This is a genomic window from Vibrio sp., from assembly GCF_050299255.1.
Taxonomy (GTDB): domain Bacteria; phylum Pseudomonadota; class Gammaproteobacteria; order Enterobacterales; family Vibrionaceae; genus Vibrio.
This window is the reverse complement of record NZ_JBNKVP010000010.1, coordinates 36,110-61,258: the sequence shown is the minus strand read 5'-3', so window position 1 is coordinate 61,258 and position 25,149 is coordinate 36,110. Positions and strand designations below refer to the sequence as shown.

General features: G+C 53.3%; 21 protein-coding genes. 16 read left to right on the top strand and 5 right to left on the bottom strand.

Annotation, left to right across the window (positions count from 1 at the left end):
* Positions 1 to 15: 15 nt before the first annotated feature.
* Complete coding sequence (gene cysE, locus ACQY6F_RS05190; protein WP_428772709.1) at positions 16 to 837, top strand: serine O-acetyltransferase; 822 nt, start codon at positions 16 to 18, stop codon at positions 835 to 837.
* Between the two features lie 45 nt (positions 838 to 882).
* Here the strand turns inward: cysE and ACQY6F_RS05185 are convergent, their stop codons facing one another.
* The 3 genes from ACQY6F_RS05185 to argE all read right to left on the bottom strand — a co-directional run bounded on the left by ACQY6F_RS05185 (position 883) and on the right by argE (position 5,989).
* Positions 883 to 1,422 carry a PadR family transcriptional regulator gene (locus ACQY6F_RS05185; protein WP_428772707.1) on the bottom strand — a complete coding sequence of 180 codons (540 nt, stop codon included), beginning with the start codon at positions 1,420 to 1,422 and terminating at the stop codon, positions 883 to 885.
* A 567-nt stretch (positions 1,423 to 1,989) separates the two neighbouring features.
* Complete coding sequence (gene ppc, locus ACQY6F_RS05180; protein ID WP_428772705.1) at positions 1,990 to 4,623, bottom strand: phosphoenolpyruvate carboxylase; 2,634 nt, start codon at positions 4,621 to 4,623, stop codon at positions 1,990 to 1,992.
* A 229-nt stretch (positions 4,624 to 4,852) separates the two neighbouring features.
* Positions 4,853 to 5,989: an acetylornithine deacetylase gene (argE, locus tag ACQY6F_RS05175; protein WP_428772703.1), complete on the bottom strand. Its 1,137-nt coding sequence runs from the start codon at positions 5,987 to 5,989 to the stop codon at positions 4,853 to 4,855.
* 156 nt (positions 5,990 to 6,145) lie between these two features.
* Here argE and argC point away from each other — a divergent pair, with 156 nt between their 5' ends.
* From argC to argH, 4 genes are all read left to right on the top strand, one after another.
* Positions 6,146 to 7,150, top strand: coding sequence for an N-acetyl-gamma-glutamyl-phosphate reductase (gene argC / locus ACQY6F_RS05170; RefSeq protein WP_428772702.1), 1,005 nt, complete (start codon positions 6,146 to 6,148; stop codon positions 7,148 to 7,150).
* Positions 7,151 to 7,160: 10 nt separating this feature from the next.
* Positions 7,161 to 7,961, top strand: a complete 801-nt coding sequence (argB, locus tag ACQY6F_RS05165) for an acetylglutamate kinase (protein WP_428772701.1) — start codon at positions 7,161 to 7,163, stop codon at positions 7,959 to 7,961.
* Positions 7,962 to 8,031: 70 nt separating this feature from the next.
* A complete protein-coding gene (locus ACQY6F_RS05160; protein WP_428772700.1) occupies positions 8,032 to 9,249 on the top strand; it encodes an argininosuccinate synthase in 1,218 nt (405 codons plus the stop codon).
* Positions 9,250 to 9,506: 257 nt separating this feature from the next.
* Complete coding sequence (gene argH / locus ACQY6F_RS05155; RefSeq protein ID WP_428772699.1) at positions 9,507 to 11,381, top strand: argininosuccinate lyase; 1,875 nt, start codon at positions 9,507 to 9,509, stop codon at positions 11,379 to 11,381.
* A 213-nt stretch (positions 11,382 to 11,594) separates the two neighbouring features.
* On the opposite strand, the gene ACQY6F_RS05150 is transcribed toward argH, so the two are convergent.
* Positions 11,595 to 11,849: a DUF3624 domain-containing protein gene (locus ACQY6F_RS05150; RefSeq protein ID WP_428772729.1), complete on the bottom strand. Its 255-nt coding sequence runs from the start codon at positions 11,847 to 11,849 to the stop codon at positions 11,595 to 11,597.
* Between the two features lie 210 nt (positions 11,850 to 12,059).
* Here ACQY6F_RS05150 and oxyR point away from each other — a divergent pair, with 210 nt between their 5' ends.
* A complete protein-coding gene (gene oxyR, locus ACQY6F_RS05145) occupies positions 12,060 to 12,953 on the top strand; it encodes a DNA-binding transcriptional regulator OxyR (RefSeq protein ID WP_428772698.1) in 894 nt (297 codons plus the stop codon).
* Between the two features lie 116 nt (positions 12,954 to 13,069).
* Here the strand turns inward: oxyR and ACQY6F_RS05140 are convergent, their stop codons facing one another.
* On the bottom strand, positions 13,070 to 15,562 hold the full coding sequence (locus ACQY6F_RS05140) for a penicillin-binding protein 1A (RefSeq protein ID WP_428772697.1): 2,493 nt from the start codon (positions 15,560 to 15,562) through the stop codon (positions 13,070 to 13,072).
* Positions 15,563 to 15,689: 127 nt separating this feature from the next.
* On the opposite strand from ACQY6F_RS05140, the gene pilM reads away from it, so the two are divergent.
* The 10 genes from pilM (at position 15,690) to rpe (ending at position 25,137) form a co-directional block, all read left to right on the top strand.
* Positions 15,690 to 16,640 carry a type IV pilus assembly protein PilM gene (gene pilM, locus ACQY6F_RS05135; protein ID WP_428772696.1) on the top strand — a complete coding sequence of 317 codons (951 nt, stop codon included), beginning with the start codon at positions 15,690 to 15,692 and terminating at the stop codon, positions 16,638 to 16,640.
* Entirely contained in the window at positions 16,630 to 17,214 is a 585-nt protein-coding gene (locus tag ACQY6F_RS05130; protein WP_428772695.1) for a PilN domain-containing protein, read from the top strand. The genes pilM and ACQY6F_RS05130 overlap by 11 nt, the downstream gene beginning before the upstream one ends.
* Positions 17,204 to 17,800: a type 4a pilus biogenesis protein PilO gene (locus ACQY6F_RS05125; protein ID WP_428772694.1), complete on the top strand. Its 597-nt coding sequence runs from the start codon at positions 17,204 to 17,206 to the stop codon at positions 17,798 to 17,800. The genes ACQY6F_RS05130 and ACQY6F_RS05125 overlap by 11 nt, the downstream gene beginning before the upstream one ends.
* The gene (locus tag ACQY6F_RS05120) at positions 17,790 to 18,302 is read left to right on the top strand and encodes a pilus assembly protein PilP (protein ID WP_428772693.1); all 513 of its coding nucleotides are present in this window, start codon (positions 17,790 to 17,792) and stop codon (positions 18,300 to 18,302) included. The genes ACQY6F_RS05125 and ACQY6F_RS05120 overlap by 11 nt, the downstream gene beginning before the upstream one ends.
* Positions 18,303 to 18,311: 9 nt before the next feature.
* The gene (locus ACQY6F_RS05115; protein WP_428772692.1) at positions 18,312 to 20,033 is read left to right on the top strand and encodes a type IV pilus secretin PilQ; all 1,722 of its coding nucleotides are present in this window, start codon (positions 18,312 to 18,314) and stop codon (positions 20,031 to 20,033) included.
* Between the two features lie 174 nt (positions 20,034 to 20,207).
* Entirely contained in the window at positions 20,208 to 20,726 is a 519-nt protein-coding gene (gene aroK / locus ACQY6F_RS05110; RefSeq protein ID WP_428772690.1) for a shikimate kinase AroK, read from the top strand.
* A 30-nt stretch (positions 20,727 to 20,756) separates the two neighbouring features.
* A complete protein-coding gene (gene aroB / locus ACQY6F_RS05105; RefSeq protein ID WP_428772689.1) occupies positions 20,757 to 21,845 on the top strand; it encodes a 3-dehydroquinate synthase in 1,089 nt (362 codons plus the stop codon).
* Between the two features lie 43 nt (positions 21,846 to 21,888).
* A complete protein-coding gene (locus ACQY6F_RS05100; protein WP_428772688.1) occupies positions 21,889 to 23,439 on the top strand; it encodes an AAA family ATPase in 1,551 nt (516 codons plus the stop codon).
* Between the two features lie 70 nt (positions 23,440 to 23,509).
* Positions 23,510 to 24,340 carry a Dam family site-specific DNA-(adenine-N6)-methyltransferase gene (locus tag ACQY6F_RS05095; protein WP_428772686.1) on the top strand — a complete coding sequence of 277 codons (831 nt, stop codon included), beginning with the start codon at positions 23,510 to 23,512 and terminating at the stop codon, positions 24,338 to 24,340.
* A 119-nt stretch (positions 24,341 to 24,459) separates the two neighbouring features.
* Positions 24,460 to 25,137: a ribulose-phosphate 3-epimerase gene (gene rpe, locus ACQY6F_RS05090; RefSeq protein ID WP_428772685.1), complete on the top strand. Its 678-nt coding sequence runs from the start codon at positions 24,460 to 24,462 to the stop codon at positions 25,135 to 25,137.
* The last annotated feature ends 12 nt before the right edge of the window (positions 25,138 to 25,149 follow it).

Below are 25,149 nucleotides of genomic sequence, written 5' to 3'. Positions count from 1 at the left end.
AGCAGGAACCAGTCGATGAAACAGTGTGAAAAACAGAAAGTATGGCAGACCATAGTCCGCGAAGCTCGTGAATTATCAGAACAAGAGCCGATGCTGGCCAGTTTTTACCATGCGACCATAATCAAGCATGACAGCTTGGCGGCCGCATTGAGTTATATCCTGGCCAATAAACTGGATACCGCGTCCATGCCGGCAATGGCGGTGCGCGAAGTGGTGGAAGAGGCGTTCAAGGCGGACCCGGAAATTACCGCCGCCGCGGCTTGTGATATCTGTGCTACTGTCCATCGCGATCCTGCAGTTGCCCTCTACTCGATGCCGCTACTGTATCTGAAAGGTTATCATGCCCTGCAGGGCTACCGGGTGGCTAACTGGTTGTGGAATCAGGGACGTAAAGCGCTGGCGACCTACCTGCAAAATCAGATATCCGTGGCCTGTCAGGTCGATATCCACCCAGCTGCCCGCATCGGGCGCGGCATCATGCTCGACCATGCAACGGGGATCGTGATCGGTGAAACGGCGGTGGTGGACGATGATGTCTCCATCTTGCAGGATGTGACGCTGGGCGGTACCGGCAAAGAGTCTGGCGATCGTCACCCTAAGATCCGCGAAGGGGTGATGATTGGTGCTGGCGCTAAAATTCTGGGTAATATTGAAGTGGGTGAAGGGGCGAAAATCGGCTCCTGTTCCGTGGTCCTTCAGCCTGTTCCTGCCCACACTACTGTGGCTGGTGTTCCGGCTAAAGTGGTTGGCCGTCCTAAATCAGATAAGCCGTCACTGGATATGGACCAGCAGTTTAACGGCAAGTCTAAAGGCTTTGTCGGTGGTGACGGCATCTAGTCGATACTTCGAGAAAATCAAAAGGCGGCCCACAGGCCGCCTTTTTTATCCAATGGCATCTAATTCAGCCAACACTTCTTCCGCCCATTCAACCCAGGCCTGGCGTACCAACAGATTGCGTCTTAGTGTCAAACGCTCCAGTCGCTGTTGTTTGTCCATTGTGGCTGGCGTCGAGTAGTAGGCGTGCTCAATTTCCTGGTAGTGCGCGACCAGTTTGCGAGATTCTTCGACTAACTCGGCTAACTGTGCCCTGAATGGGCCAGCGTCCTGTACGCCGCAAGCCATCAGTTTGGCGGAAAATTCATCCCTAACTGTTGGGTGTGCGGTCGGTTGGTCAAACCATTCCCCAAGTGCGCTACGGCCGGCATCGGTTATTGAATAGACTTTACGATCGGGCTTGCCTTCCTGCGGTTCAAGTACACAGGTTACTAATTGATTTTGAGCCATTTTGTTCAGCTCGCGATACACCTGCTGGTGACTGGCTTTCCAAAAGTAACCAATGCTGGCAGAAAATTCTTTTGTTATGTCGTATCCAGTGGCGTCACGAGTGCTGAGGACTGTTAGGATTACGTGTGGTAATGACATGTCTTTAATCCAAATGATCAATAATGCCAATGCCGAAAGAGGGAGAGATTGCTGATTGCCATGCGTCGCTTTTGATGCGGCTTAAACGGCGGATCAGCAAAGACGGTACGATCGGTCTTGGCATAAACTACAAACAATTTGCTCGTATCTCTGTTGCACTTCTTTGTGGTGCGCGGTTAAATCCGTCAGAACAAGCAATACCAACCTGAGTTGGTCATGTCACCTTAAAAGCCGTTATCACCTAGATCGAACCGGTTAGCGGTCGATAATTCGCGCGCTGTTAAAATTATTGTCTTGTCGCGAAGTGGCGTAGTATATCTAAATAATAAGCATAAAGTAGAATAGAACGCCAAGTTTTCAGAAAAAACTGACAAAAATCTCAATAGCGAGCAACTTTAGTATATTGTTTTGGTTGTCGTGCGGTAAATTCCACTTGCCTGGAGTTTTTGTCTGTTACTGGCGGTATTTTGACGTATTCGTCAGATAAATATAAAGGACTGACACATGTTCAGTCCTTTATCTGTTGCTAGCCATCTAAGTCCACGCTGGACGGTGTCTCGGGCAGGATTAACCGGTATTACGCATCCCGGCTGCGATCCCGGCGATAGTGACCATCAGCGCTTCTTCCAGCTCTGGCGCCGCTTGTTCATCTTTACGGGTACGGTAAAGCAACTCGGCTTGCAGCATATTCAAAGGTTCGACGTAGATATTGCGCAGACGAATCGATTCCTGACCCCAAGGATCACTCTGCATCAGGTTTTCGTTGTTTTCCACGTTCAATACCGCATCGATGTCTTTTTGCAGCTGAGCACGCAGCTTATCGCCCAGTGGCAGCAGGGCCGGATCGGCCAGTCGTTCGTCGTAGTAGCGCGAAATTTCGATATTACACTTCGAATAGACCATTTCCAGCATGCCCAGGCGAGTGGAGAAGAACGGCCACTCGCGACACATTTCTTCCAGCAACGCCTGATGGCCTTTATCGATCGAATACTGGATCGCTTCACCGGCACCTAACCAGGCCGGCAGTACCAGTCGGTTCTGGCTCCAGGAGAAGATCCACGGGATAGCACGCAGACTTTCAACTCCGCCATTCGGGTTACGTTTGGCCGGTCGTGAGCCCAGTGGCAGTTTACCCAGTTCCAGCTCCGGAGTGGCCTGGCGGAAATATGGCACAAAGTCGGGTTCACCGCGCACCACGCTGCGGTATGCCTCGCAGCTCACTTCAGACAGTACGTCCATCAGATCGCGCCACTCTTGTTTTGGCTCAGGTGGCGGCAGCAGGTTGGCTTCCAGAATCGCACTGGCGTAGAGGTTAAAGCTGTTGACCGCGACGTCGGAAAGTCCCAGTTTAAAGCGGATCATTTCGCCTTGTTCGGTAACCCGCAGTCCGCCTTTAAGGCTCTTCGGTGGCTGTGACAACAGTGCCGCGTGCGCTGGTGCGCCGCCGCGGCCAATGGTACCGCCACGACCGTGGAACAGGGTCAGCTCAATGCCTTCTTCGTCGGCGACTTTGACCAGGGCATCCATCGCGCTGTACTGAGCCCAGCCCGCTGCCATTACACCCGCATCTTTGGCAGAGTCCGAATAGCCTATCATCACCATCTGGTGATTCTGGATAAAGCCGCGGTACAGGTCGATCCCCATCAGCTGTCGGATCACTGACTCGGCATTGTTAAGGTCATCCAGGGTTTCAAACAGTGGACAAACGTCCATACGATACGGACAGCCGGATTCCTGCAACAACAGGTGCACGGCCAGCACATCGGAGGCGGTACGGGCCATAGAGATAACATAAGCACCAAAAGCCTCGCGCGGCTGATTGGCGACAATACGACAGGTATCCAGCACTTCCTGCACTGGCTCTGAAGGTTGCCAGTCGCGCGGCAGCAGCGGTCGTTTTGACGCCAGTTCGTTGGTCAAAAATGCCACTTTGTCCTGTTCGCTCCACTGATCGTAATCGCCAATTCCCAGGTAGCGGGTCAGTTCAGACAGGACATCCGAGTGGCGGGTGCTCTCCTGGCGGATATCCAGTCGTACCAGGTGAATACCGAAAGCTTTCACCCGGCGTAGGGTGTCGAGCAGTGAACCGTCGGCGATCACGCCCATGCCACATTCATGCAGTGACTGGTAGCAGGCGTACAGTGGCTGCCACAGTTGGTCAATGTGCTGCAGAGGTGCTTTGTAAGAGAGCTGCTGGCCGTGAATTTTGGCATCCAGGACGTCTTTGGTTTCGGTCAGTAGCGACCGCAACTGTTTCAGAATCGCCCGGTAAGGTTCATGTTGCTCTTCACCGGCCAGTTCACGTACCTGGTCGTTGCATTTGGTCATCGACAATTCGCTGACCAGCTCATTAATGTCGGCTAAATAAAGGTCAGCCGCTTTCCAGCGTGAAAGCAGCAGCACTTCACGGGTAATGCTGTGGGTTACAAACGGGTTACCGTCCCGATCGCCGCCCATCCAGGAAGAGAAGTGCACCGGTCGGGCATCGATCGGCAGACCTTCACCCAGGTGATTAACCAGCTTTTCATCCAGATCGCGCAGAAAATCAGGCACGGCCTGCCAGAGCGAATTTTCCACGACGGCAAAGCCCCATTTGGCTTCGTCGAGCGGGGTTGGACGCTGCTGACGGATCACATCTGAATGCCAGCCCTGGGCAATCAGCTGCTCCAGGCGACGCTCGGTTTTCTGCCGTTCTTTAAAGGACAGATCGCTCAATTCCAGTTTCGACAGGCACTCATTGATTTTGACCAGTTTGTTGATCATGGTGCGGCGAGTGATTTCTGTCGGGTGGGCGGTCAGTACCAGTTCGATATTCAGGTCACGTACTGCCTGGGCGGTATCGAGTTTACTGACGCCATTCTGGCTCAGCTTGGCAAACAGAGCATTGACGCTGTCTGGTTCGCAGACATGGGCTTCGCAATGACGAGATATAGTGTGGTACTGCTCAGCCATGTTGGTAAGGTTGAGGAACTGGTTAAAGGCCCGCGCGACCGGTGTGAGCTGCTCATTGGGCAGATTCTTGATCTCTTCGATCAAGGCCTCTCGGTCTTGCTGTTTGCCTGCACGGGCAGATTTAGACAGCTTGCGAATGGTTTCAACCTTTTCCAGGATAACGTCGCCATGAGCATCTTTAATGGTGTTACCCAACAGTCGACCTAACATACTGACATTGCTTTTCAGCGCCGCGTATTTTTCGTTCATTGTTGTCCTGCCTTGTAAAAAAATTACATTCCATGTCCTTGCTAGGTAAACAATCTAGCGAAAAGTGTCGTATGGAGTCAATTAAAGCCGTAAATGTTTTTCCATCTTGGTGCAAAGAGTGCTCTTGATCGCACTAATGTGAGGCTGAGCACTAATTGATGAAAATTAATTACATAACTGATCTCTCAGCCAATCCGGCCCCGTATCGATAGGGGGCCGCATCGTCGGGTTAAAAACAGTAGCGCTTGATCGCTTTGGCCAGAATATCGATGGTCGGTTCGATAAACTCAAACGCCAGGTATTCGTCCGGCTGGTGCGCCTGGTCAATCGACCCGGGACCGAGCACTAGGGTTGGGCACAACTGCTGTAAAAACGGCGCCTCGGTGCAGTAGTTGACCGTTTCTGTCGGATGCTGGCAGATCTCCTCAACGCCCTGGATAAAGGGATGGTCTTGTTGGCATTCGTAGCCTGGAATGGCTTCATGCAGTGGGGTGATAGTGATCCGGCCGGGCCACCTGGCTTCGATATCGGCCAGGGCTCCGCGCAGCATATTGTCCAGGCCATCAAGACTGATGCCTGGCAGTGGTCGCACATCGTAGTGCAGTTCACAGCAGCCGCAGATGCGGTTCGCGCTGTCTCCGCCGTGGATATGACCCAGGTTCAGGGTTGGGTTAGGAATGGCAAACCCCGGGTGATGGTACTCTTTCACCAGTTTGTCGCGCAGCTTCATCATGGCAAACAACACTTCATGCATGATCTCTATCGCATTGACGCCCAGTGCCGGGTCTGACGAGTGACCGGATTTGCCGGTGACGCGGATGGCATTGGCGACGTGACCTTTATGGGCGCGGATTGGCACCAGACTGGTTGGCTCACCAATGATGCAGTAGTCAGGCTTAACCGGCGCATTGGCGGTGAAATCGCGCGCCCCCAGCATGGTGGTCTCTTCGTCACAGGTAGCCAGAATGTATAGCGGTTTGGTCTGGCTGCTCCAGTCAATTTTCTTCACCGCTTCAATAATAAAAGCAAAAAAGCCTTTCATGTCGGCGGTACCCAAACCGTAGAAACGATTATTTGCCTCGGTCAGGGCATGCGGGTCATAGCTCCAGCGCCCTTCGTCAAACGGCACTGTGTCGCTGTGTCCGGCCAGCAGTAAGCCGCCTTCACCCTGGCCGCGCTTGGCCAGCAAATTGTATTTGCCAGGGGCAACCTGCTTGGTGTCGACCTCAAAGCCGACATCTTTCAGCCACTCGGCGAGTTTTTCAATCACTTCGGCATTGCCTTGGTCCCAATGCGGATCGGTAGAACTGATAGAAGAGGTGGAAATCAGGCCGCGGTAGACCTCGGTAAAACTGGGTAATCGCATATTATCTTTGCTCCTGGTATTGACAGCGGGTATCTTAGCAGGTAAAACACATATTAAATCATATTAAATGAATAAAAACGCAAATAAAGGTGATTTTGCAAAATTAATAGTCACTTCCCTGTCTGCGATTTGTTGCTAGAAATTGGATGTTTAGAGATGCTTAAAACCACGATCATCGGCGCGAGCGGTTACACAGGTGCAGAGCTGGCGCTAATGGTGGAAAAACACCCTGAGCTGACGCTATCAGGTTTATACGTTTCAGCCAACAGTATAGATGCTGGAAAGCCGATTGCGGCGTTGCACGGCAAGTTAGCGGGAATTATTGACGCTGCCGTTGAGCCGTTACTGGATGTGGCACAAGTGGCTGAGGCATCTGATGTGGTGTTTCTGGCTACCGCGCATGAAGTCAGCCACGATTTGGCCCCGCAGTTGTTGGCCAAGGGCTGTCAGGTGTTCGATCTGTCCGGCGCCTTTCGCGTCAATGCCGAAGGCTTTTATCCGCAATACTACGGTTTTGACCATCAGCACGGCCAATGGCTGGAGCAGGCGGTTTATGGACTGGCGGAATGGAATGCTGAGGCGATCAAGCACAGCCCGTTAATCGCGGTGGCTGGCTGTTACCCGACCGCCTCTCAACTGGCGCTGAAACCGCTCCTGGAGTCTGGCCTGGTCGATACCGCGCAGTGGCCGGTGATCAATGCGACCAGTGGGGTCAGTGGTGCCGGACGTAAAGCTTCGATGACCAACAGTTTCTGCGAAGTCAGTTTGCAACCTTACGGTGTCTTTACCCATCGTCACCAGCCGGAAATCGCGACCCATCTCGGCTGCGATGTCATTTTTACTCCGCATTTGGGGAATTTCAAACGCGGCATTCTGGCCACGATTACCCTCAAACTGGCGCCGGGGGTGACAGAAGAACAAATTAACCAGGCGTTTGCTACTGCTTACCAGGGCAAACCGGCCGTCCGCCTGTGCCAAAGCGAGTTGCCTCGGATCCAGAATGTCGAATTCACGCCATTCTGCGATATTGGTTGGAAGATGCAGGGCCAGCACCTGATTGTGGTCTCAGCGATCGACAATCTGTTGAAAGGGGCTTCGAGCCAGGCGATGCAATGTCTGAACATCCACTACGGGTTTGATGAGCTTACCGCTCTTATTTAAAGGAACAGTTATGACAGTCAGCGAGCAAAAACCACTGGTGATTAAATTGGGCGGTGCCGCGCTATCGAGCAGCGACACCCTGGCGCATCTGTTTGGTGCCATTGCCGACTATCAGGCCCAGGCGCAGCGTCCGATTGTGATCGTCCATGGTGGCGGTTACCTGGTGGATGATCTGATGAAACAGCTTAACTTTGCCACGGTAAAAAAAGACGGCCTGCGCGTGACCCCGTTCGAACATATCGCGGTGATCACTGGCGCCCTGGCGGGGACCGCCAACAAGCTGCTTCAAGCTGAAGCGATCAAAAACGGTATCAACAGTGTTGGCCTGAGTCTGGCCGACGGCGGTCTGTGCCAGGTTGAGCAGTTAGATGAAGAGCTGGGCGCGGTGGGCAAAGCCACTCCGGGCGACAGTCAGGTCGTCAAGGCGCTGCTGGCCAGCGGCACGCTGCCGATCATCAGCTCGATCGGCATTACCCCGCAGGGTCAGCTGATGAATGTCAATGCCGACCAGGCAGCGGTGGCTGTAGCGGGTGCGTTGCAGGCTGAGCTGGTGTTGCTGTCGGATGTCAGTGGCGTGCTGGATGGCAAAGGCAAACTGATCAAAAGCCTGAACAAGCAGCAGGCACAGTCACTGATTGACGGCAAAGTCATCACTGATGGAATGATAGTTAAAGTGCAGGCAGCACTTCAGGCGGCCAACGAGCTGGGCCGAGCTATCGAGGTGGCCAGTTGGCGCTACCCAGAACAATTGGCGGAACTGTTTGCCGGACAAAGTATCGGTACCCAGTTCCTGCCGCAAACTGAACTGTAATCAATTATTGGAAAAATGAAAACCGGCCCACTGACCGCCATGCGCAGTACCGGATGTTGGGAGAGAGAAAATGAGTAAAGTACAAGTCAATAAAGTGGTAGTGGCATACTCTGGCGGTCTGGATACCTCCGTGATTATTCCATGGCTGAAAGAGAACTACGACTGTGAAGTGGTGGCGTTTGTGGCCGATGTTGGCCAGGGTGATGATGAGCTGGAAGGCATTGAACAGAAAGCCAAAGCATCCGGCGCTTCTGAGTGTTACGTCGTTGACCTGAAAGAAGAAATGGTCAAAGAGTACATTTACCCGACGCTGAAAACCGGCGCTTACTACGAAGGTAAATATCTGCTGGGTACCTCAATGGCACGCCCGATCATCGCCAAAGCTCAGGTTGAAGTGGCCCGCCAGGTGGGGGCTGATGCGCTGTGTCATGGCTGTACCGGTAAAGGTAATGACCAGGTGCGTTTTGAAGGCGCGTTTGCGGCGCTGGCCCCGGATCTGCATGTGATTGCGCCATGGCGCGAATGGGATCTGGTCAGCCGTGAACAGTGTCTGGATTACCTGGCAGAACGTAATATCCCTTGCAGCGCCTCGCTGACCAAGATCTACTCTCGCGACGCCAATGCCTGGCATATCTCCACCGAAGGTGGCGTGCTGGAAGACACCTGGAATGAGCCGAACGAAGATTGCTGGGTATGGACGGTTGCGCCGGAGCAGGCGCCTAACGAGCCGGAATACGTAACGATTCAGGTCGAGAAAGGTGAAGTCGTGGCAGTGAATGGTGAAGCAGTGTCACCTTACCAGGCACTGGTCAGCTTAAATGAAAAAGGTGCCAAGCACGGTGTTGGCCGTATCGATATCGTTGAAAACCGTCTGGTTGGCATGAAGTCTCGTGGGTGTTACGAAACTCCGGGAGGCACCATCATGATGGAAGCACTGCGGGCCGTTGAACAGCTGGTACTGGATAAGACTGCCTTTGAGTTCCGTGAAGAACTGGGCGTGAAAGCCTCGCATCTGGTCTACGATGGTCGTTGGTTTACCCCGCTGTGCAAATCCATTATGGCTGCAGCAGAGGAACTGGCTCAGGACGTTAACGGCGAAGTGGTCGTGAAACTGTACAAAGGCCAGGCAACCGCAACGCAGAAACGTTCGCCAAACAGCCTGTATTCAGAAGAGTTTGCTACCTTCGGTGAAGACGAAGTGTATGACCAAAGCCATGCTGGCGGCTTTATCCGTCTCTACTCACTGGCGAGCCGGATTCGTGCCCTTAACGAAGCCAAGCAGAAGTGATTTGGCGCTAAATAAATAGTCAGACAGACTGATAGGTGAAAAAGCCCGTTTGCCCAGCAAGCGGGCTTTGTCGTTCTGTATGATTACCGGCAAATCGTTCAGTACGATTTTGCTGAATAACTATGTTAAAAAAGTGAATTTTTACTTTATTTTTTGTTCAACATGCCGTAACGTTGACCCATACAAAAAATTAGGCTGATAATAGCCAAAACGTATCGTAGCACATGCAGTGAGTTGTGAGCATTAGGAGAAAGGCAATGGCATTATGGGGCGGCAGATTTACCCAAGCGGCAGACACGAGGTTCAAAGAGTTTAACGATTCACTTCGCTTTGATTACCGATTGGCTGAGCAAGACATTGTTGGCTCTGTGGCCTGGTCCAAAGCGCTGTTGTCGGTCAATGTGCTGACGGAAGAAGAGCAGCAAAAACTGGAACTGGCGCTGAATGAGCTGAAATTGGAAGTGATGGAAGATCCGCACCAGATCCTGCGCTCCGATGCCGAAGATATCCACTCCTGGGTTGAGCAACAACTGATCAGCAAAGTGGGCGATCTGGGTAAAAAACTGCACACCGGCCGCTCGCGGAATGATCAGGTGGCGACCGATTTGAAACTCTGGTGTCGCCAGCAGGGCCAGCAACTGCTGATGGCACTGGACCGCCTGCAGGCACAGATGGTGTCTGTGGCCCAGCAGCACCAGGCGACGGTGCTGCCAGGTTATACGCACTTGCAACGTGCCCAGCCGGTAACATTCGCCCACTGGTGTCTGGCCTATGTGGAAATGTTTGAGCGTGACTATTCACGTCTGCAGGATGCGCTGAACCGTCTCGACACTTGTCCGCTGGGTTCCGGCGCGCTGGCAGGGACCGCGTACCCAATCGACCGGGAAATTCTGGCGCATAACCTCGGTTTCCGCCGGGCAACCCGCAACTCGCTCGATTCCGTTTCGGACCGCGACCACGTGATGGAGCTGATGTCGATCGCGTCTATCTCAATGCTGCATCTGTCCCGTCTGGCAGAAGATATGATCTTCTACAACTCAGGCGAGTCGAATTTTATTGAACTGGCCGATACCGTGACCTCTGGTTCCTCTCTAATGCCACAGAAGAAAAACCCGGATGCGCTGGAACTGATCCGCGGTAAAACGGGTCGGGTTTACGGTGCCATGGCTGGCATGATGATGACGGTCAAAGCACTGCCACTGGCTTACAACAAAGATATGCAGGAAGACAAAGAAGGCTTGTTTGACGCGCTGGATAGCTGGAACGACTGCATGGAAATGGCGGCGCTCTGCTTTGACGGCATCAAAGTTAACGGTGAGCGGACGCTGGAAGCGGCTAAACAGGGTTACGCCAATGCGACTGAACTGGCGGATTATCTGGTGGCGAAAGGCATTCCGTTCCGCGAAGCGCACCATATCGTCGGTGTGGCTGTGGTTGGCGCGATTGAAAAAGGCTGCGCACTGGAAGAGTTATCCCTGGCCGAGCTGCAGCAGTTCTCGGCGGTGATCGAGCAGGATGTTTACGACATTCTGACCATCGACTCCTGTCTGGAAAAACGCAGTGCCTTGGGTGGCGTATCACCAAAACAGGTCGCATATGCGGTGGATCAGGCCAGCAAACGTCTGGCTCAACGTGATACGTCGTCGGTTAAGGTTCGCCCTGCACGCCTGACCGACATCGAAGCGCTGGAAGGCATGGTTGCCTACTGGGCCAACATGGGTGAGAACCTGCCGCGTTCACGCAGCGAACTGATCCGCGACATCGGCTCGTTTGCCGTCGCGGAACATCATGGCGAAGTGACAGGTTGTGCGTCGTTGTATGTGTATGACTCCGGACTGGCAGAAATCCGTTCGCTGGGCATTGAAGCTGGCTGGCAAGGTCAGGGGCAGGGGACGGCGATCGTACAGCACCTGGTTGATAAAGCGCGCCAGATGGCGATCAAGAAAGTGTTTGTGCTGACCCGCACGCCAGAGTTTTTTATGAAGCAGAACTTTATTCCGACGTCTAAATCGCTGTTGCCGGAAAAAGTGCTGAAAGATTGTGACCAGTGCCCTCGTCAGCACGCGTGCGATGAAGTTGCGCTGGAAGTGAATCTTATTGAGCAATTAATCACTAAGGTAAATGTTGCCTAACTTGCTGATTAATTAGAAGGTTCTAAAATAAAGGCAAAAAGATCAAAAAAAGATCGATTATTTCTGAACCAACAGTAAAAGGCAGTGTCTATAACAATACCACTGCTTTTTCTTAGAAGAATCTAAGAGAGCCCCAGAACCGAAATTGGATTTGGGGCTTTTTTGTATCTGCCATTTGCTCCGCTAACCTCTTTAATTTACTCACAACTTTGCTCACTGATCGTGTTTTTTGCGTTGCCGCAATGGCAGGACAATAAACTTCATCCACAGGTGTAGAAACAGCAGGAAATTGAAGCCAAATCCGGCCACGATCAAAGCGATAGATTCAATACTGCCGGGCGTTTGACGAAAATTGAACCACCAAATGATCCAGCACAGCACCGACAATACCGTTAACTGATCCATACAACGGCGACAGCGACCGATTTTGCTCCAGAACCAGTTTTGCTTGCAGTAGTGACAGCTCATACAGGGCCTCAGATAAGCGCGCTTAATGTCCATCATTGTACAGCATCCGGGCCCGCTCACTAGTGACCACACCATGATTAACACCATTGGTAAAAGCGACGCTTCTCTGCCGCCACATTACGCTTGCTGTATAAGTGGACAATAAAACAATTTGATAGATAGATTCGTTCGATGCTATGTTTTCAATAGTTACATTCTATTGGAGTGACAATGAACATACGAGATTTCGAATACCTGGTGGCTCTGGCGGAGCACAACCATTTTCGTAAAGCGGCGGAAGCCTGTTTTGTCAGCCAGCCGACTCTGAGCGGCCAGATCCGCAAACTGGAAGACGAAATGGGCACGACGCTGCTGGAGCGCAGCAGTCGGCGGGTACTGTTTACCGATTCCGGCCTGCAGCTGGTCCAGCAAGCCAAGCGAATCTTAGCCGAAGTTAAGACCTTCAAAGATATGGCCAGCGGTCAGAGCGGCACCATGACCGGACCAATTCATATTGGCTTTATTCCCACGCTGGGACCATACATACTGCCGTTGATTGTACCTGAGCTGAAACAGCGCTTTCCTGAGCTGGAACTGTTTCTGTATGAGGCACAAACACAGCAACTGGTGCGTCAACTGGAAGATGGCAAGCTGGACTGCCTGGTGCTGGCATCAGTGAGTGAAATCGAGCCGTTTAAAGAAATCGAGCTGTATAACGAACCGTTGAGCCTGGCGGTGCCATGTCAACATGAATGGTCGGAGCTGGAGCAGATGGATATGGCCGAGTTGAAAGGACGCACCGTGCTGGCGCTGGGCGATGGCCACTGCCTGCGGGATCAGGCGCTGGGCTTCTGTTTTGCTGCAGGAGCCAAAGATGATGACCGCTTTAAAGCCACCAGTCTGGAAACGTTGCGCAATATGGTGGCGGCCGGGGCCGGGATAACCTTGCTACCCAAACTGTCGCTGCCGGGTGAACGGCAAAAAGACGGGGTGTGCTATCTCAAAGCGGTGAACCCGGAACCAAGTCGTCGTATTGTTCTGGCTTACCGGCCGGGATCGCCGCTGCGGGCCCGTTTCGAACAGCTGGCCGAGGCGATTAAGCAGCGCCTCGAACTGCAGGGATAACCTTCGCTTCGGCTGCAATGAATGATGGCAGAAAAATAAAAAAGGTTGCTTAATTGCAACCTTTTTTGCGGTTCTGGGCAGCGCCAATCATCAGCGCCGCTTTTAGGATCTGCCGCTTAGAACAACGGTTCGTCGGTCCCGTCACTGTAGACTGATTCCGTGAAACTCTCTTTGACGAACTCAGTCGGCTCGGTACCTTCCAGGAAGTATTCAAACATAGAGCTGGCGTCAAACTTGTTGGTCAGCAGGCCGGTATCACGGTCGATGCGTACCCGTACGATTTCCGGCGGCAGGGTATGAGGCTGAGCCGGGGTGTTTTCCAGCGCGACCTGCATAAAATCAATCCAGGCTGGCTGGGCCGTTTTCGCCCCGGCTTCGACACCGGAAATCTGTTCTTTACCCAGATTCGGGTTACCGCTGGTTTTTCCTAGGTTGCGGTTGTGGTCGTCAAAACCGACCCAGGCAATCGCCACGACACCGGGCGCATAGCCGTTGTACCAGGCATCTTTCGAATCATTGGTGGTACCGGTTTTACCGCCAATATCACGCCGATCCAGAGCCTGAGCCCGCCAGCCGGTACCATTCCAGCCGGTACCTTCTCCCCAGTCGCCGCCGCCCCAGATGTTGCTGTACATCATCTCACGCATCAAAAAGGCCGTTTGCTCGCTGATCACTTGCGGCGCGTATGCCGGTTGCACATCCTGCTCGGAAAACTCTTTACTTAGCGCCGGTGATTGCTCGCAGTCGCTGCGACAAATCACGCTCGGCGTGGCTTCAAATTCCATCTCACCGAATGGCCCTTCCACTTTGCTGATGTAGTACGGTTCTACATAGTAACCGCCATTGGCAAACACGGAATAGCCTTGTGCCATCTTAACCGGTGTCAGGCTGCCTGCCCCCAGAGCAATGGTTTCTGAGCGGGGCAGCTGGTCGAGCTCAAAGCCAAACCGGGTCAGGTATTCACGGGTTTGATCCAGGCCGACTTCGCGCAACACCCGCACCGCCATGACGTTTTTCGACTGAGCCAGACCAATACGCAGGCGGGTCGGGCCGATGTAGGTTGGTGGTGAGTTTTTTGGTCGCCATGCAGTACCCTGGCTCTTATCCCACTGGTTGATCGGCGCATCGTTGACCAGTGAAGCCAAAGTCATGCCGTGGTCGATGGCCGCAGAGTAGATAAACGGCTTGATACTTGAACCGACCTGACGCACCGACTGGGTGGCACGGTTAAATTTGTTGTGGATGAAGTTAAAACCGCCCACCAAAGACAAAATGGCACCATTTTCCGGATTCATAGCCACGAAAGCGGTATTGGCGTTCGGTACCTGGCTAAGTTGCCAGCTGGCCTCTTGCTGGTCGGTTTGTGGTGAATGCTGACGCACCCAGATCTGCTCACCGACGGCCAGCACATCCTGGACTCGTTTCGGGGCTGAGCCTTGACGCTCATCGGTCAGAAAACGTCTTGCCCATTTGATGCCTTCCCAGCTTAGTGTCTGTTCACCCAGGTTTTTGACCCAAACGGTCGCCTGTTTGTCGCTGACGGCCGTCACTACGGCAGGCTGCAATACACCGTAGGTCGGCACTTTATCCAGAGTGGCGTCGATTTGTTCACTGTCCCACACCGGCTGATCTGGTTGCCACAGTACTGTTTCCGCGCCGCGGTAGCCGTGGCGTTCATCGTAGGCCAGCAGGTTGTTCACCGCTGAGCGGTTGGCGGCGTCCTGCAGCTTACCGTTAACGGTGGTGTAAACGTTCATTCCCGAGGTATAGGCGTCTTCGCCGTAGCGGGACACCATCCAGGCGCGGGCCAGCTCTGCTACGTAAGGCGCATCGAGTTCGATTTCTGCCCCATGATAGCGAGATACGATCTGTTCGCTGACCGCCTGATCAAATTCATCTTGGCTGATGTATTTTTCATCCAGCATACGGCGCAGCACCACATTACGACGGTTAGTCGCCCGCTCCAAAGAGTAGAGAGGGTTTAACGTTGAAGGGGCTTTTGGCATCCCCGCCAGGGTTGCCAGTTCACTCAGGCTAAGTTCCTGAAGATCTTTACCGAAATAGACTCTCGCCGCCGCACCAAAGCCGTAGGAACGGTAGCCGAGGAAAATTTTGTTGACGTACAGCTCCATGATCTCCTGCTTGCTAAGCAGTTGTTCAATATGGATTGCAATGAAAATCTCTTTGATTTTCCGCATCAATTTCTTTTCGTTCGACAGGAAGAAGTTTCTGGCCAACTGCTGGGTAATGGTACTGGCCCCTTGCTTGGCCGAGCCGGACATGGCCACCACCAGCGCCGCGCGGGTAATACCGATCGGGTCGATACCTGGGTGATCATAAAAGCGGCTGTCTTCGGTCGCAATCAAGGCATCGATCAGATGCTGAGGGATGTCATCGTAAGCGACAGGGATACGACGCTTTTCGCCGAACTGAGAAATCAGCCGGCCATCTTGGCTGAATACCTGCATTGGTGTTTGCAACTTGACGTCTTTGAGCGTCGCGACATCTGGCAGTTCTGGCTTAACGTAGTAGTAAAAGCCAAAAATCGTCCCGACCCCAAGAATCATGCAAATCAATGTGAATAAAAACAATCGCTTTATGAACTTCACCGGAGAATCCCTGATTAATTAAGGCCAGATATTCCAGCCTTTGTACACTAGGCGACAAACCTAGTGGATAAAATTAAAACCAACCGCGCTATCCAATCTGAGCAACCCGTCACTTAGGAGCTGATGTATGGGCTTTTCACTCATCACTGGTCTTGATATTGGTCATCACAGTATCAAAGCGCTGGTTATTAAACCGAACAAACAAGGGATTACCCTGGCCGGTTACCAACAGTTATCGATGGAAACGGATATTTTCTCCGACAACTGCACGCTTAATCATCAGAAAATTGTAAAGAAACTCAAAGAACTAAGAAAGGCCTTACCGCCATTTAGTCGTAAAGTCGCCATATCTGTCGCGGATAAACTGGTAATTAGTAAGGTAATACAGATAGATAGCGAGCTGGATCCGTCAGAACATCATTTTGCCATTTTACAGGCATTTGGCCGTCAGGCACCGGTCGAGGTCGAACAGCTTGCGCTGGATTATCAGCGGCTGCCCGATCAGGAGCCGGTGCCACGCTGGCTTAACTATCAGGTTTATGCTACTCGCAAAGGGCTGATAGACAGTAGCCTGGACTGGCTCCGTCAGGCCGGCTGGCAGCCGCAGCTACTCGATTGCGCCTCCCATGGACTGATGGCGTTACTGGTGCAGGCAAGCCGAACCTATTCAACCCTTGATTGGGCGTTATGTGACATCGACCAGCATCAAGCCCGTTTGTGTGCGGTTTTACCTGGTGGACAGAGTTACTACAAAAGCTGGTCACTCCCGCCAAGCAACGCAGATGCCTTGGAGGATATTGAGCCTGTGGCCAGCCGGCTGGAACAGCAACTGCAGTTGCTCCGTAGCGTACATAGCCGTCTGTCGGGCGGTGTGTGGCTGACGGGCAATTACGCCAGGCTAGACCGGTTGGCACAACGAATTCACCGCAGTGACCGGCCTTGCCAGCGGCTCGATCCTTTTGAACTTTTCCCGCTGGCAAAAAAACTGCAGGTTCCGTCAGCGGGGGCAGGTTTCAGCATTGCGGCAGGGATTGCGCTACGCGGTCTTAACTGGCAGGAGCATTCCCATGGACGTTAATGTCAATCTCTATCCCTGGCGTGAATGGCAATTGGTCAGGCACCAACGGCAGTTCTGGTGGCAACTGGTCGGGCTATTTATGCTGATTAGCGTAGTCGCGCTGCTGGGAGGGCAGTATTTCCAGCGTCAAATTATTACTCAGCAACAGCGGCTTGATTTTCTGCAGCAGTACGATCAGGAGTTGCAGCAGCAAATGCAGCAGCTTGGTCAGCTGAAAATTGAGCACCGACAGTTGGCACAGCGACTTCAACTGGTGGAGCAATTGCAAACCCGGCTTAACCGACCGGTGCAACTGATGAATCAACTGCAGCAGTTGGTCCCTGAAGGTGTCTATCTGGACAAGATAAAGTTTCAACAACCCCGGGTGGAACTCCACGGCATCAGTGACAGCACCGCTCGGGTTGCCACCCTGCTTGACCGGCTAGAAAGTTCCCCCAGGGTGGAGGAGCTGGCGGTGCATTCCATCGTTAACGGTCAAAAACGATTGGGCGAATCGTTCCAGTCATTCAGTCTGGCGTATCAGTTTGTTGCCAACCACGAGCCGGATAGCCAGGGAGGCCGCCATGACCATTGACTGGCAGCAGTTAGACCTGGATGAAGTGGCCAGTTGGCCGAAAGGGGCGCAGCGGTTATTGCTGGCTCTGGTGGCGGTCCTGCTGCTGGTTGTCACTGGGTGGCTCTATTGGCTGCCACAACAGGCTGACTTGCAGCAGTTGCTGGACCATGAGCAGCAGCAGCGAATGACGCTGCTCGCCAAGTCACGCCGGGTAGTGACGCTTCCCGATTGGCAACAACAGCTCGACCAGCTTCAGCAGCGCTACCAATTGCTGATCGAGCAACTGCCGGAACAAAAAGAGCTGGCCAGTATGCTGGCCGCGGTCAATGAGCTGGGATTGCAGCACGGTCTCACTTTTACCCGTATTGACTGGGGGCAGCGGCAACCTGAGCAATTTTTGTATCGGCTACCACTGAACCTGGAAGTGACCGGCAGTTTTGCCAGTATTGGCGCTTTTTGTGCCGCGATTGCCGACCTGCCGCGGATCATAGTGTTTGACTCTATCGACTGGCAACGAGTCAGCCAGGAAAGCAGCACGCTGCACTTTCGGGTGCGGGCGTATACCTATCAGTTCAATCCGGAGTATCAGCCCGATGAAAGTTAGCCTGCTGGTCATCGCCTTGCTGTCGCTGGTTGGGTGCAAAGCCAATCAGAGCTCCCTGACTCAGTTTGTCCAGCAGGCCAGACAGCAGTCCGGGCAAGCCCTCAAACCGCTGGCCGGCCATCAGCCATTTGAAGCCATCCGCTTTCAGCAGCAGCAGCGGGATCCGTTTGTTTTGCCCCAGTTGCTCGCTTCGGCCCAGCAGCCGACCCAGCGAGCCGACTGTTGGCAGCCCCAGTTGCGGCAAACCAGTGGGAGCCTGACCGGTTTCCCGTTAACCCAATTGCGCCTCAAAGGAGTGATGACGGGGGCGGGTGGGCGACGTGCACTGATCCAACTGCCCAATGGCCAAATTGCCGCTGCAGTGCGGGGCGTGCCGATCGGGAACAACAATGGCCGGGTGGTGCAGATTGGTCACAGTCACATCGACATCGAAGAAACCCTGCCAGACGGCTTGGGCTGCTGGCAAAAGCGCAGGCAAACCATCGCCTTAACAGCGAATTGAGTAGTGAGTATGTATAAACCAAAACAAAATTTTCTCAGCGCCATCTTCAACAGTCCGTGGCTAAGTTGGGGCATCGCCATTTTGTTGTTCAGCCTGATGCCCAGTGCATACGCCGCTAACCAATTGCAACAGATAGATTTTAAACTGGATAGCCAGCGTCAGGCTCGTATTCTGGTCGATTTCAGTTCGCCGGCCGTGATCCTCGACGTCAAAACGGTCAGAGAGGGCTTGCGCATCGAACTGCCCGCCAGTGGGGTCAGCGATGACCAGCTCGGCCTGCTGGATGTGACCGAGTTTGCCAGCCAGGTGAGCGGTATTGAAGTGCGTCGACGTGGCAAGGGCAGTGTATTGTTGCTGCGTATCGCCGGCCAGTTTGACTACGACTATCAGCTACAGCAAAGCCGTCTGAGCGTGCGGGTGAAACAACCACCGGCTGTATCTGAACCCAGTCAGTCATTGCCAGCAGGGCGCAAGACGCCGATGTCGATCAATTTTCAGGATATCCCGGTGCGCAGCGTGCTGCAGTTGATCGCCGACTACAATGATTTCAACCTGGTCGTGTCCGATTCCGTGTCAGGCAATCTGACCTTGCGGCTGGATGGCGTGCCCTGGCAGCAGGTGCTGGACATTATTCTCCAAGTTAAAGGGCTGGATAAACGCGTCGACGGCAACGTGGTACTGATTGCGCCGGTTACCGAGCTGGATCAGCGTCAGCAGCAGCAACTGGAAAATGCCCGGCTGCAGGAGCAGTACGGCAAACTGGAATCGCAGCTAATAGAGGTGAAGTATGCCAAAGCGGCCGATATCGCCGCAATGATCGGCGGTAGCAGCGAGGTGAGTATGTTGTCACCCCGCGGTGGGATCAGTGTCGACGAGCGGACCAATACGTTGTTGGTGCGTGAGTTAGCCCCGAATCTGACCGTGATCCGCCATCTGGTTGAGTCTTTGGATGTACCGGTGAAACAAGTACAGATCGAAGCGCGGATCGTCGCGATTAACGAAGGGGAACTGGATGAACTCGGGGTACGCTGGGGACTGACGGCGAGTAAAGGTGACGTCACCGTGGGCGGTTCCATCGAAAGTAACCTGGCCGCAGCGGGCATTTATCAGGGCGAATCGGGGCAGGAGTTGCCACTGGATAAGTTCCTCAATGTCAACCTGCCGACCACCGCCTCCAACGCCTCGTCGATCGCGTTTCAGGTGGCCAAACTCGGCTCGGATGTTTTGCTCGACCTAGAGTTGTCGGCGCTGCAGCGGGAATCGAAAGCGGAAATTATGTCCAGTCCACGCTTGATTACCACCAACAAAACCCCGGCCTATATCGAGCAGGGCACCGATATTCCCTATCTGGAGGCGTCTTCCAGCGGCGCCACCTCGGTATCCTTCAAAAAAGCCGTGTTGAGCCTGGTGGTCACACCGCAGATCACTCCGGACAACCGTCTGGTACTGGATCTCAACGTCACCCAGGACCGTCCGGGGGAGGTGGTGAAAGCGGGCGAGGGAGAAGCGGTGGCGATCAATACCCAGAGGATAGGGACCCAGGTGCTGGTGGATGATGGTGAGACGGTAGTATTGGGCGGCATTTACCAACGCAGTGTGACCAACAGTGTCGACAAAGTACCACTGCTGGGGGACATTCCTTATCTCGGCCATTTATTCAAACGCCGTTTCCAGCAAACCGGCCGTAGTGAACTACTGATATTTGTCACTCCCAGCGTCGTGTTTGACTAAAATTTCGCGCCAGAGAAAAATAAAGTTGCAATGGTGGCACCTTATCTAGATAATTTCGGGTCTTATCACGAATTATCTGTGAGGAATAGGTGCCACAAGCACGTTCAGAGCCGGTTTAAAACCGCATTTCTTGTGGCGATGTCATTGAATTAACGTTGTAAATTACTGCTTAACATGGCTGAAAAACGCAATATTTTCTTGGTTGGCCCAATGGGTGCCGGCAAAAGCACAATAGGTAGACACTTAGCTCAACAGCTTCATATGGAGTTCGTCGATTCGGACACCGTTATCGAAGAGCGCACTGGTGCGGATATCGCATGGGTCTTTGATGTTGAAGGTGAAGAAGGTTTTCGCGTACGCGAAGAGAAAGTGATCAACGACCTGACTGAAGAGCAAGGCATTGTTCTGGCCACCGGTGGTGGTTCAATCAAGAGCAAAGAAAACCGCAATCGTCTGTCTGCGCGGGGTATCGTTGTATACCTGGAAACGACAATCGAGAAGCAGATGGCGCGCACGAACCGTGACAAAAAACGCCCGCTGCTACAAACCGACAACCCTCGCGACGTTTTGGAAACTTTAGCGCAAGAGCGCAATCCCCTTTACGAAGAAATCGCGGATTACACCGTACGCACTGACGATCAAAGTGCAAAAGTGGTAGCCAACCAGATCGTAAAAATGCTAGAAGATCGTTAATACGAATTAAACTAGCATCGGAGACATACCATGGAGCGGATTACGGTCAGTTTAGATGAACGTAGCTACCCAATCTCAATCGGGGCCGGATTATTTAATGATCCGGCCCAACTTTCTTTCTTAGCCGGTAAACAAAATGTCGTGGTCATCAGCAATGTGACCGTGGCGCCTTTGTACGCCGATTCCATACTGGCGCTACTGCAGCAAAATGGTTGCCAGGCTGCTCTGCTCGAGTTGCCCGATGGTGAGCAGTACAAAACCCTGGATACCTTCAATACGGTGATGAACTTCCTGCTGGAAGGCAATTACAGCCGCGATGTGGTGATCCTGGCACTCGGTGGCGGAGTGATTGGCGACCTGGTTGGTTTTGCGGCGGCTTGCTATCAGCGTGGTGTAGACTTTGTCCAGTTGCCAACCACCTTGTTATCTCAGGTGGATTCTTCGGTCGGCGGTAAAACGGCGGTCAACCACCCGCTGGGTAAAAACATGATCGGTGCGTTTTACCAACCCAAGGCGGTTATTATCGATACCCACTGTCTGTCCACATTGCCGCCGCGCGAATTTGCCGCCGGGATTGCCGAGGTGATCAAATACGGCATCATCTATGATGGTGAGTTTTTCCTCTGGCTGGAGCAGAACCTGGACAAGTTATACGCACTGGATGAGCAGGCACTGAGCTATGCCATCGCCCGCTGCTGTCAAATAAAGGCTGAAGTGGTGGCCCAGGATGAAAAAGAGTCAGGTATTCGCGCATTACTGAACCTGGGTCATACATTTGGTCATGCGATCGAAGCGGAACTCGGGTATGGTAATTGGTTACATGGCGAAGCGGTTGCTTCCGGTACCGTGATGGCGGCCCGAACGGCGCAGTTGCAGGGCATGATCGATGAATCGCAAACGGAGCGTATAATCAATCTGCTGCAAAGGGCCAAATTACCGATCCACACCCCAGCCGAAATGACGTTTGAAGCGTTCATGAAGCACATGATGCGTGACAAGAAAGTGTTGGCAGGCGAACTGCGCCTGGTACTGCCGACGGATATCGGTAGCGCTGAAGTGGTCAAAGGGGTGGCTGAATCGGTTCTTGAACAAGCCATCGATGCCGGTCGCCAGCGCTAAGTGCTGCAATGTATTTCCTTTTCCTGGTCATTAGGATGACACCATGAGTTTGACGCATGCTTCACGCGTGTTGACACTAGAGTCGCAAACGGAGCTGCTGGAACGCCTGCAGCTCCTGACTAACTTTGGCTCCAATCTGATCGCCGTCAGCGGTGCGTCAGGTGCCGGAAAATCCTGGCTGGCACAGCATTATCTGGAAGTGTGGGCTGAACATAAAAATCAGGCGCTGTTGCTGTGTCACCCTAGCCAGGACGACAACCAACACCGTTCGACGCTGATCCATCAGTTACTGTCCAATCCGTTGTTTAATCCCAGCGAGACGTTAAGCGAAAGTCTGACCCGGTTGCTGGACGAGCAGAGCTGCGACCTGGTGATTGTGGTCGATGACGCCCAGCTGCTCAGCGAGGGATTACTGTCTGAACTCTGGTCGCTGGTGCAACAGGCGCATACCAATCCGGCCTGGACTATCAACGTGGTGCTGTTCAGTCAATCTGGTTGCCTGGACTCGGTACTCGGCCGCCTGGCGTATGGCCAGGAGCAGAAACCGATCGAACTGGAGATTGACCCCCTCAGTGACGACGATGCCGACCGATTTTTTGAACAGCTGGTGATGCGCTTTGTCGAACCGGATAGGGAAAAACGCATTCGCAACGCGTATCGCAACGTCGGCCGACTGCCCGGCGCAATCATGGCTTTAGGGGAACAAAAAGTGGAAAAAAGGATCGTTATCCGCTCAATAGTGGGCTCGCCGACCAAAATTGCTCTGCTGGTGGTGCTGTTAGTGGTGCTGCTGGCCGGTGGCTACTGGTGGCTGTTGGGACAACCATCACCACAGGATAAAGCCGACCAGCTGACTTCAGGCGGGCAACAGACGGTGATCCCGACGTTAGCGGGCTCCGAGGGCCGTGGCAACAAACCGACTGAATCCGTGTTAGGCGAGCTTTCCGAGCGCGATTCAGGCGTTGAAGATGACAGTAGTGCCCTGCCACCGGACGTGGTCAGCCAGAGCGCCAGTGTTGGCGATCGCAGTGATAGTCAGCAGCGGGTGGTGATCACTTCTGAGGTGGTGGATGCCCTGCTGGAAGGTAAGCCGCAGAAAGCCGATACCCAGGCCATTGATCAACTGGTGGCGCAGGCGGGTACGACCGCTGCTTCGGCAGACGCTTCGTCAGCACTCGCCAGCCAGCCTGTTGATACTGAAACACCGGCGGCAATCGCTGAATCTGAACAGGCCGCACTGGAACAGGACTCAACGCCAGAGACACAAAGCAGTGAACCGGCCGTAATTCGTTTCTCCTTTGCTCAGCAGGAGCTGAAGGCCTTCTCTCCGCGCAGCTACACCTTGCAGTTGGCTGCCATGCAGAGTCTGCAGGATGTACAGCAATTTCTCGACCGCTATCAGTTGCAGGGCAAAGTACGAATTTACCCTACCATTCGCAATGATGTGGAGTGGTACATAGTGACCTACGACAACTATCCCACCATTCAACTGGCGAGAGATGCGGTCGCTACTTTGCCCAAAGCATTGCAACGGCTCGATCCTTGGGCAAAATCACTCAGCCAGGTACATAGAGAGATAGATCGTGTCAAATAGCGCTGAGTCCGGTGGCAAAATGTGGTACATTCCGCAGCCTTACTTTTTTGGTGGAAAAACAGAGTAGTCGATGAAAAAGCAGCGCGCCTTTCTGAAATGGGCAGGAGGAAAATATGGATTGGTTGAAGATATCCAGAAACACCTGCCGTCTGGACGCAAGCTGATCGAGCCATTTGTTGGCGCGGGGTCTATTTTCCTCAATACTGACTACGATCACTACCTGCTGGCGGATATCAACCCGGATCTGATCAACCTGTACAACTTGTTGAAAGATCAGCCTGAAAATTATATCAACGAGGCGAAGCGCTGGTTTGTGCCGGACAATAACCGCAAAGAAGCTTACCTGGCGGTCAGAGCAGAGTTTAACGACAGTGATGATGTTCTCTACCGTTCGCTGGCGTTTCTGTACATGAACCGGTTTGGCTTTAACGGTTTGTGCCGCTACAACAAAAAAGGCGGGTTTAACGTGCCGTTTGGTTCGTATAAGAAACCGTACTTCCCGGAAGCCGAGCTGGAATTTTTTGCTGAAAAAGCCAAAAAAGCGACCTTTGTCTGTGAAAGTTATCCGGAGACATTCCGCCGCGCGCGCAAGGGCAGTGTCGTTTACTGCGATCCGCCGTATGCGCCGTTGTCGACTACCGCCAATTTTACCTCTTACGCCGGCAACGGTTTTTCACTTGATGACCAGGCGGCGCTAGCGGATATCGCCGAGTCGACCGCCAGCCAGCGTGGCATTCCGGTGCTGATCTCCAACCACGATACCACCTTGACCCGTCGCCTGTACCACGGCGCGCAACTGAACGTGGTGAAAGTGAAACGCACCATCAGCCGCAACGGTGCCGGACGCAACAAAGTTGACGAACTGCTGGCGCTGTTTCAGCCCAGTGAAGTCTCCGATTAATCCTCACAAGGTTTTTACGCCTTAACCCCCAGAAAACTAGGATCTCAGCCAAGGGTTGGGTAGAATTGCTGACAACTTCGCCACATGGCAATTGACTCACCAATCATTTGAGGTCCGGTATGAAAGATTTTCTCATTGCTCCATCGATTCTCTCCGCAGACTTTGCCCGTTTGGGCGAGGACGTCGACAAGGTACTGGCTGCCGGGGCAGACGTGGTGCATTTCGATGTGATGGACAATCACTATGTGCCGAACCTGACATTTGGTGCCCCGGTATGTAAGGCGCTGCGCGACTACGGCATCACTGCACCTATTGATGTGCACCTGATGGTAAAGCCGGTTGACCGCATTATTCCTGATTTTGCCAAGGCGGGCGCCTCAATGATCACTTTCCATGTTGAAGCGTCCGAGCACGTTGACCGGACTCTGCAGCTGATCAAAGAGCACGGCTGCCAGGCCGGGGTCGTGCTGAACCCGGCCACTCCGCTGAGCTGCCTGGATTACATTATGGACAAGCTGGACCTGATCCTGCTGATGTCGGTTAACCCGGGTTTTGGTGGTCAGTCTTTCATTCCAAATACGCTGGATAAACTGCGTGCCGTGCGTGAGCGTATTGACCAGTCCGGACGCCAAATCCGGCTGGAAATCGACGGTGGGGTGAAAGTGGACAACATCCGCGAGATTGCTGAGGCGGGCGCGGATATGTTTGTGGCCGGTTCAGCGATTTTTGGCCAGCCGGATTACCAGACGGTAGTCGATGCGATGCGTGCCGAACTGGCACAGGTTAAGTCACGGTAAAGGAAGCGGGAT

Coding starts and splice junctions, on each gene's coding strand:
- cysE (WP_428772709.1), top strand. CDS start 16: ATGAAACAGTGTGAAAAACAGAAAGTATGGCAGACCATAGTCCGCGAA.
- ACQY6F_RS05185 (WP_428772707.1), bottom strand. CDS start 1,422: ATGTCATTACCACACGTAATCCTAACAGTCCTCAGCACTCGTGACGCC.
- ppc (WP_428772705.1), bottom strand. CDS start 4,623: ATGAACGAAAAATACGCGGCGCTGAAAAGCAATGTCAGTATGTTAGGT.
- argE (WP_428772703.1), bottom strand. CDS start 5,989: ATGCGATTACCCAGTTTTACCGAGGTCTACCGCGGCCTGATTTCCACC.
- argC (WP_428772702.1), top strand. CDS start 6,146: ATGCTTAAAACCACGATCATCGGCGCGAGCGGTTACACAGGTGCAGAG.
- argB (WP_428772701.1), top strand. CDS start 7,161: ATGACAGTCAGCGAGCAAAAACCACTGGTGATTAAATTGGGCGGTGCC.
- ACQY6F_RS05160 (WP_428772700.1), top strand. CDS start 8,032: ATGAGTAAAGTACAAGTCAATAAAGTGGTAGTGGCATACTCTGGCGGT.
- argH (WP_428772699.1), top strand. CDS start 9,507: ATGGCATTATGGGGCGGCAGATTTACCCAAGCGGCAGACACGAGGTTC.
- ACQY6F_RS05150 (WP_428772729.1), bottom strand. CDS start 11,849: ATGAGCTGTCACTACTGCAAGCAAAACTGGTTCTGGAGCAAAATCGGT.
- oxyR (WP_428772698.1), top strand. CDS start 12,060: ATGAACATACGAGATTTCGAATACCTGGTGGCTCTGGCGGAGCACAAC.
- pilM (WP_428772696.1), top strand. CDS start 15,690: ATGGGCTTTTCACTCATCACTGGTCTTGATATTGGTCATCACAGTATC.
- ACQY6F_RS05130 (WP_428772695.1), top strand. CDS start 16,630: ATGGACGTTAATGTCAATCTCTATCCCTGGCGTGAATGGCAATTGGTC.
- ACQY6F_RS05125 (WP_428772694.1), top strand. CDS start 17,204: ATGACCATTGACTGGCAGCAGTTAGACCTGGATGAAGTGGCCAGTTGG.
- ACQY6F_RS05120 (WP_428772693.1), top strand. CDS start 17,790: ATGAAAGTTAGCCTGCTGGTCATCGCCTTGCTGTCGCTGGTTGGGTGC.
- ACQY6F_RS05115 (WP_428772692.1), top strand. CDS start 18,312: ATGTATAAACCAAAACAAAATTTTCTCAGCGCCATCTTCAACAGTCCG.
- aroK (WP_428772690.1), top strand. CDS start 20,208: ATGGCTGAAAAACGCAATATTTTCTTGGTTGGCCCAATGGGTGCCGGC.
- aroB (WP_428772689.1), top strand. CDS start 20,757: ATGGAGCGGATTACGGTCAGTTTAGATGAACGTAGCTACCCAATCTCA.
- ACQY6F_RS05100 (WP_428772688.1), top strand. CDS start 21,889: ATGAGTTTGACGCATGCTTCACGCGTGTTGACACTAGAGTCGCAAACG.
- ACQY6F_RS05095 (WP_428772686.1), top strand. CDS start 23,510: ATGAAAAAGCAGCGCGCCTTTCTGAAATGGGCAGGAGGAAAATATGGA.
- rpe (WP_428772685.1), top strand. CDS start 24,460: ATGAAAGATTTTCTCATTGCTCCATCGATTCTCTCCGCAGACTTTGCC.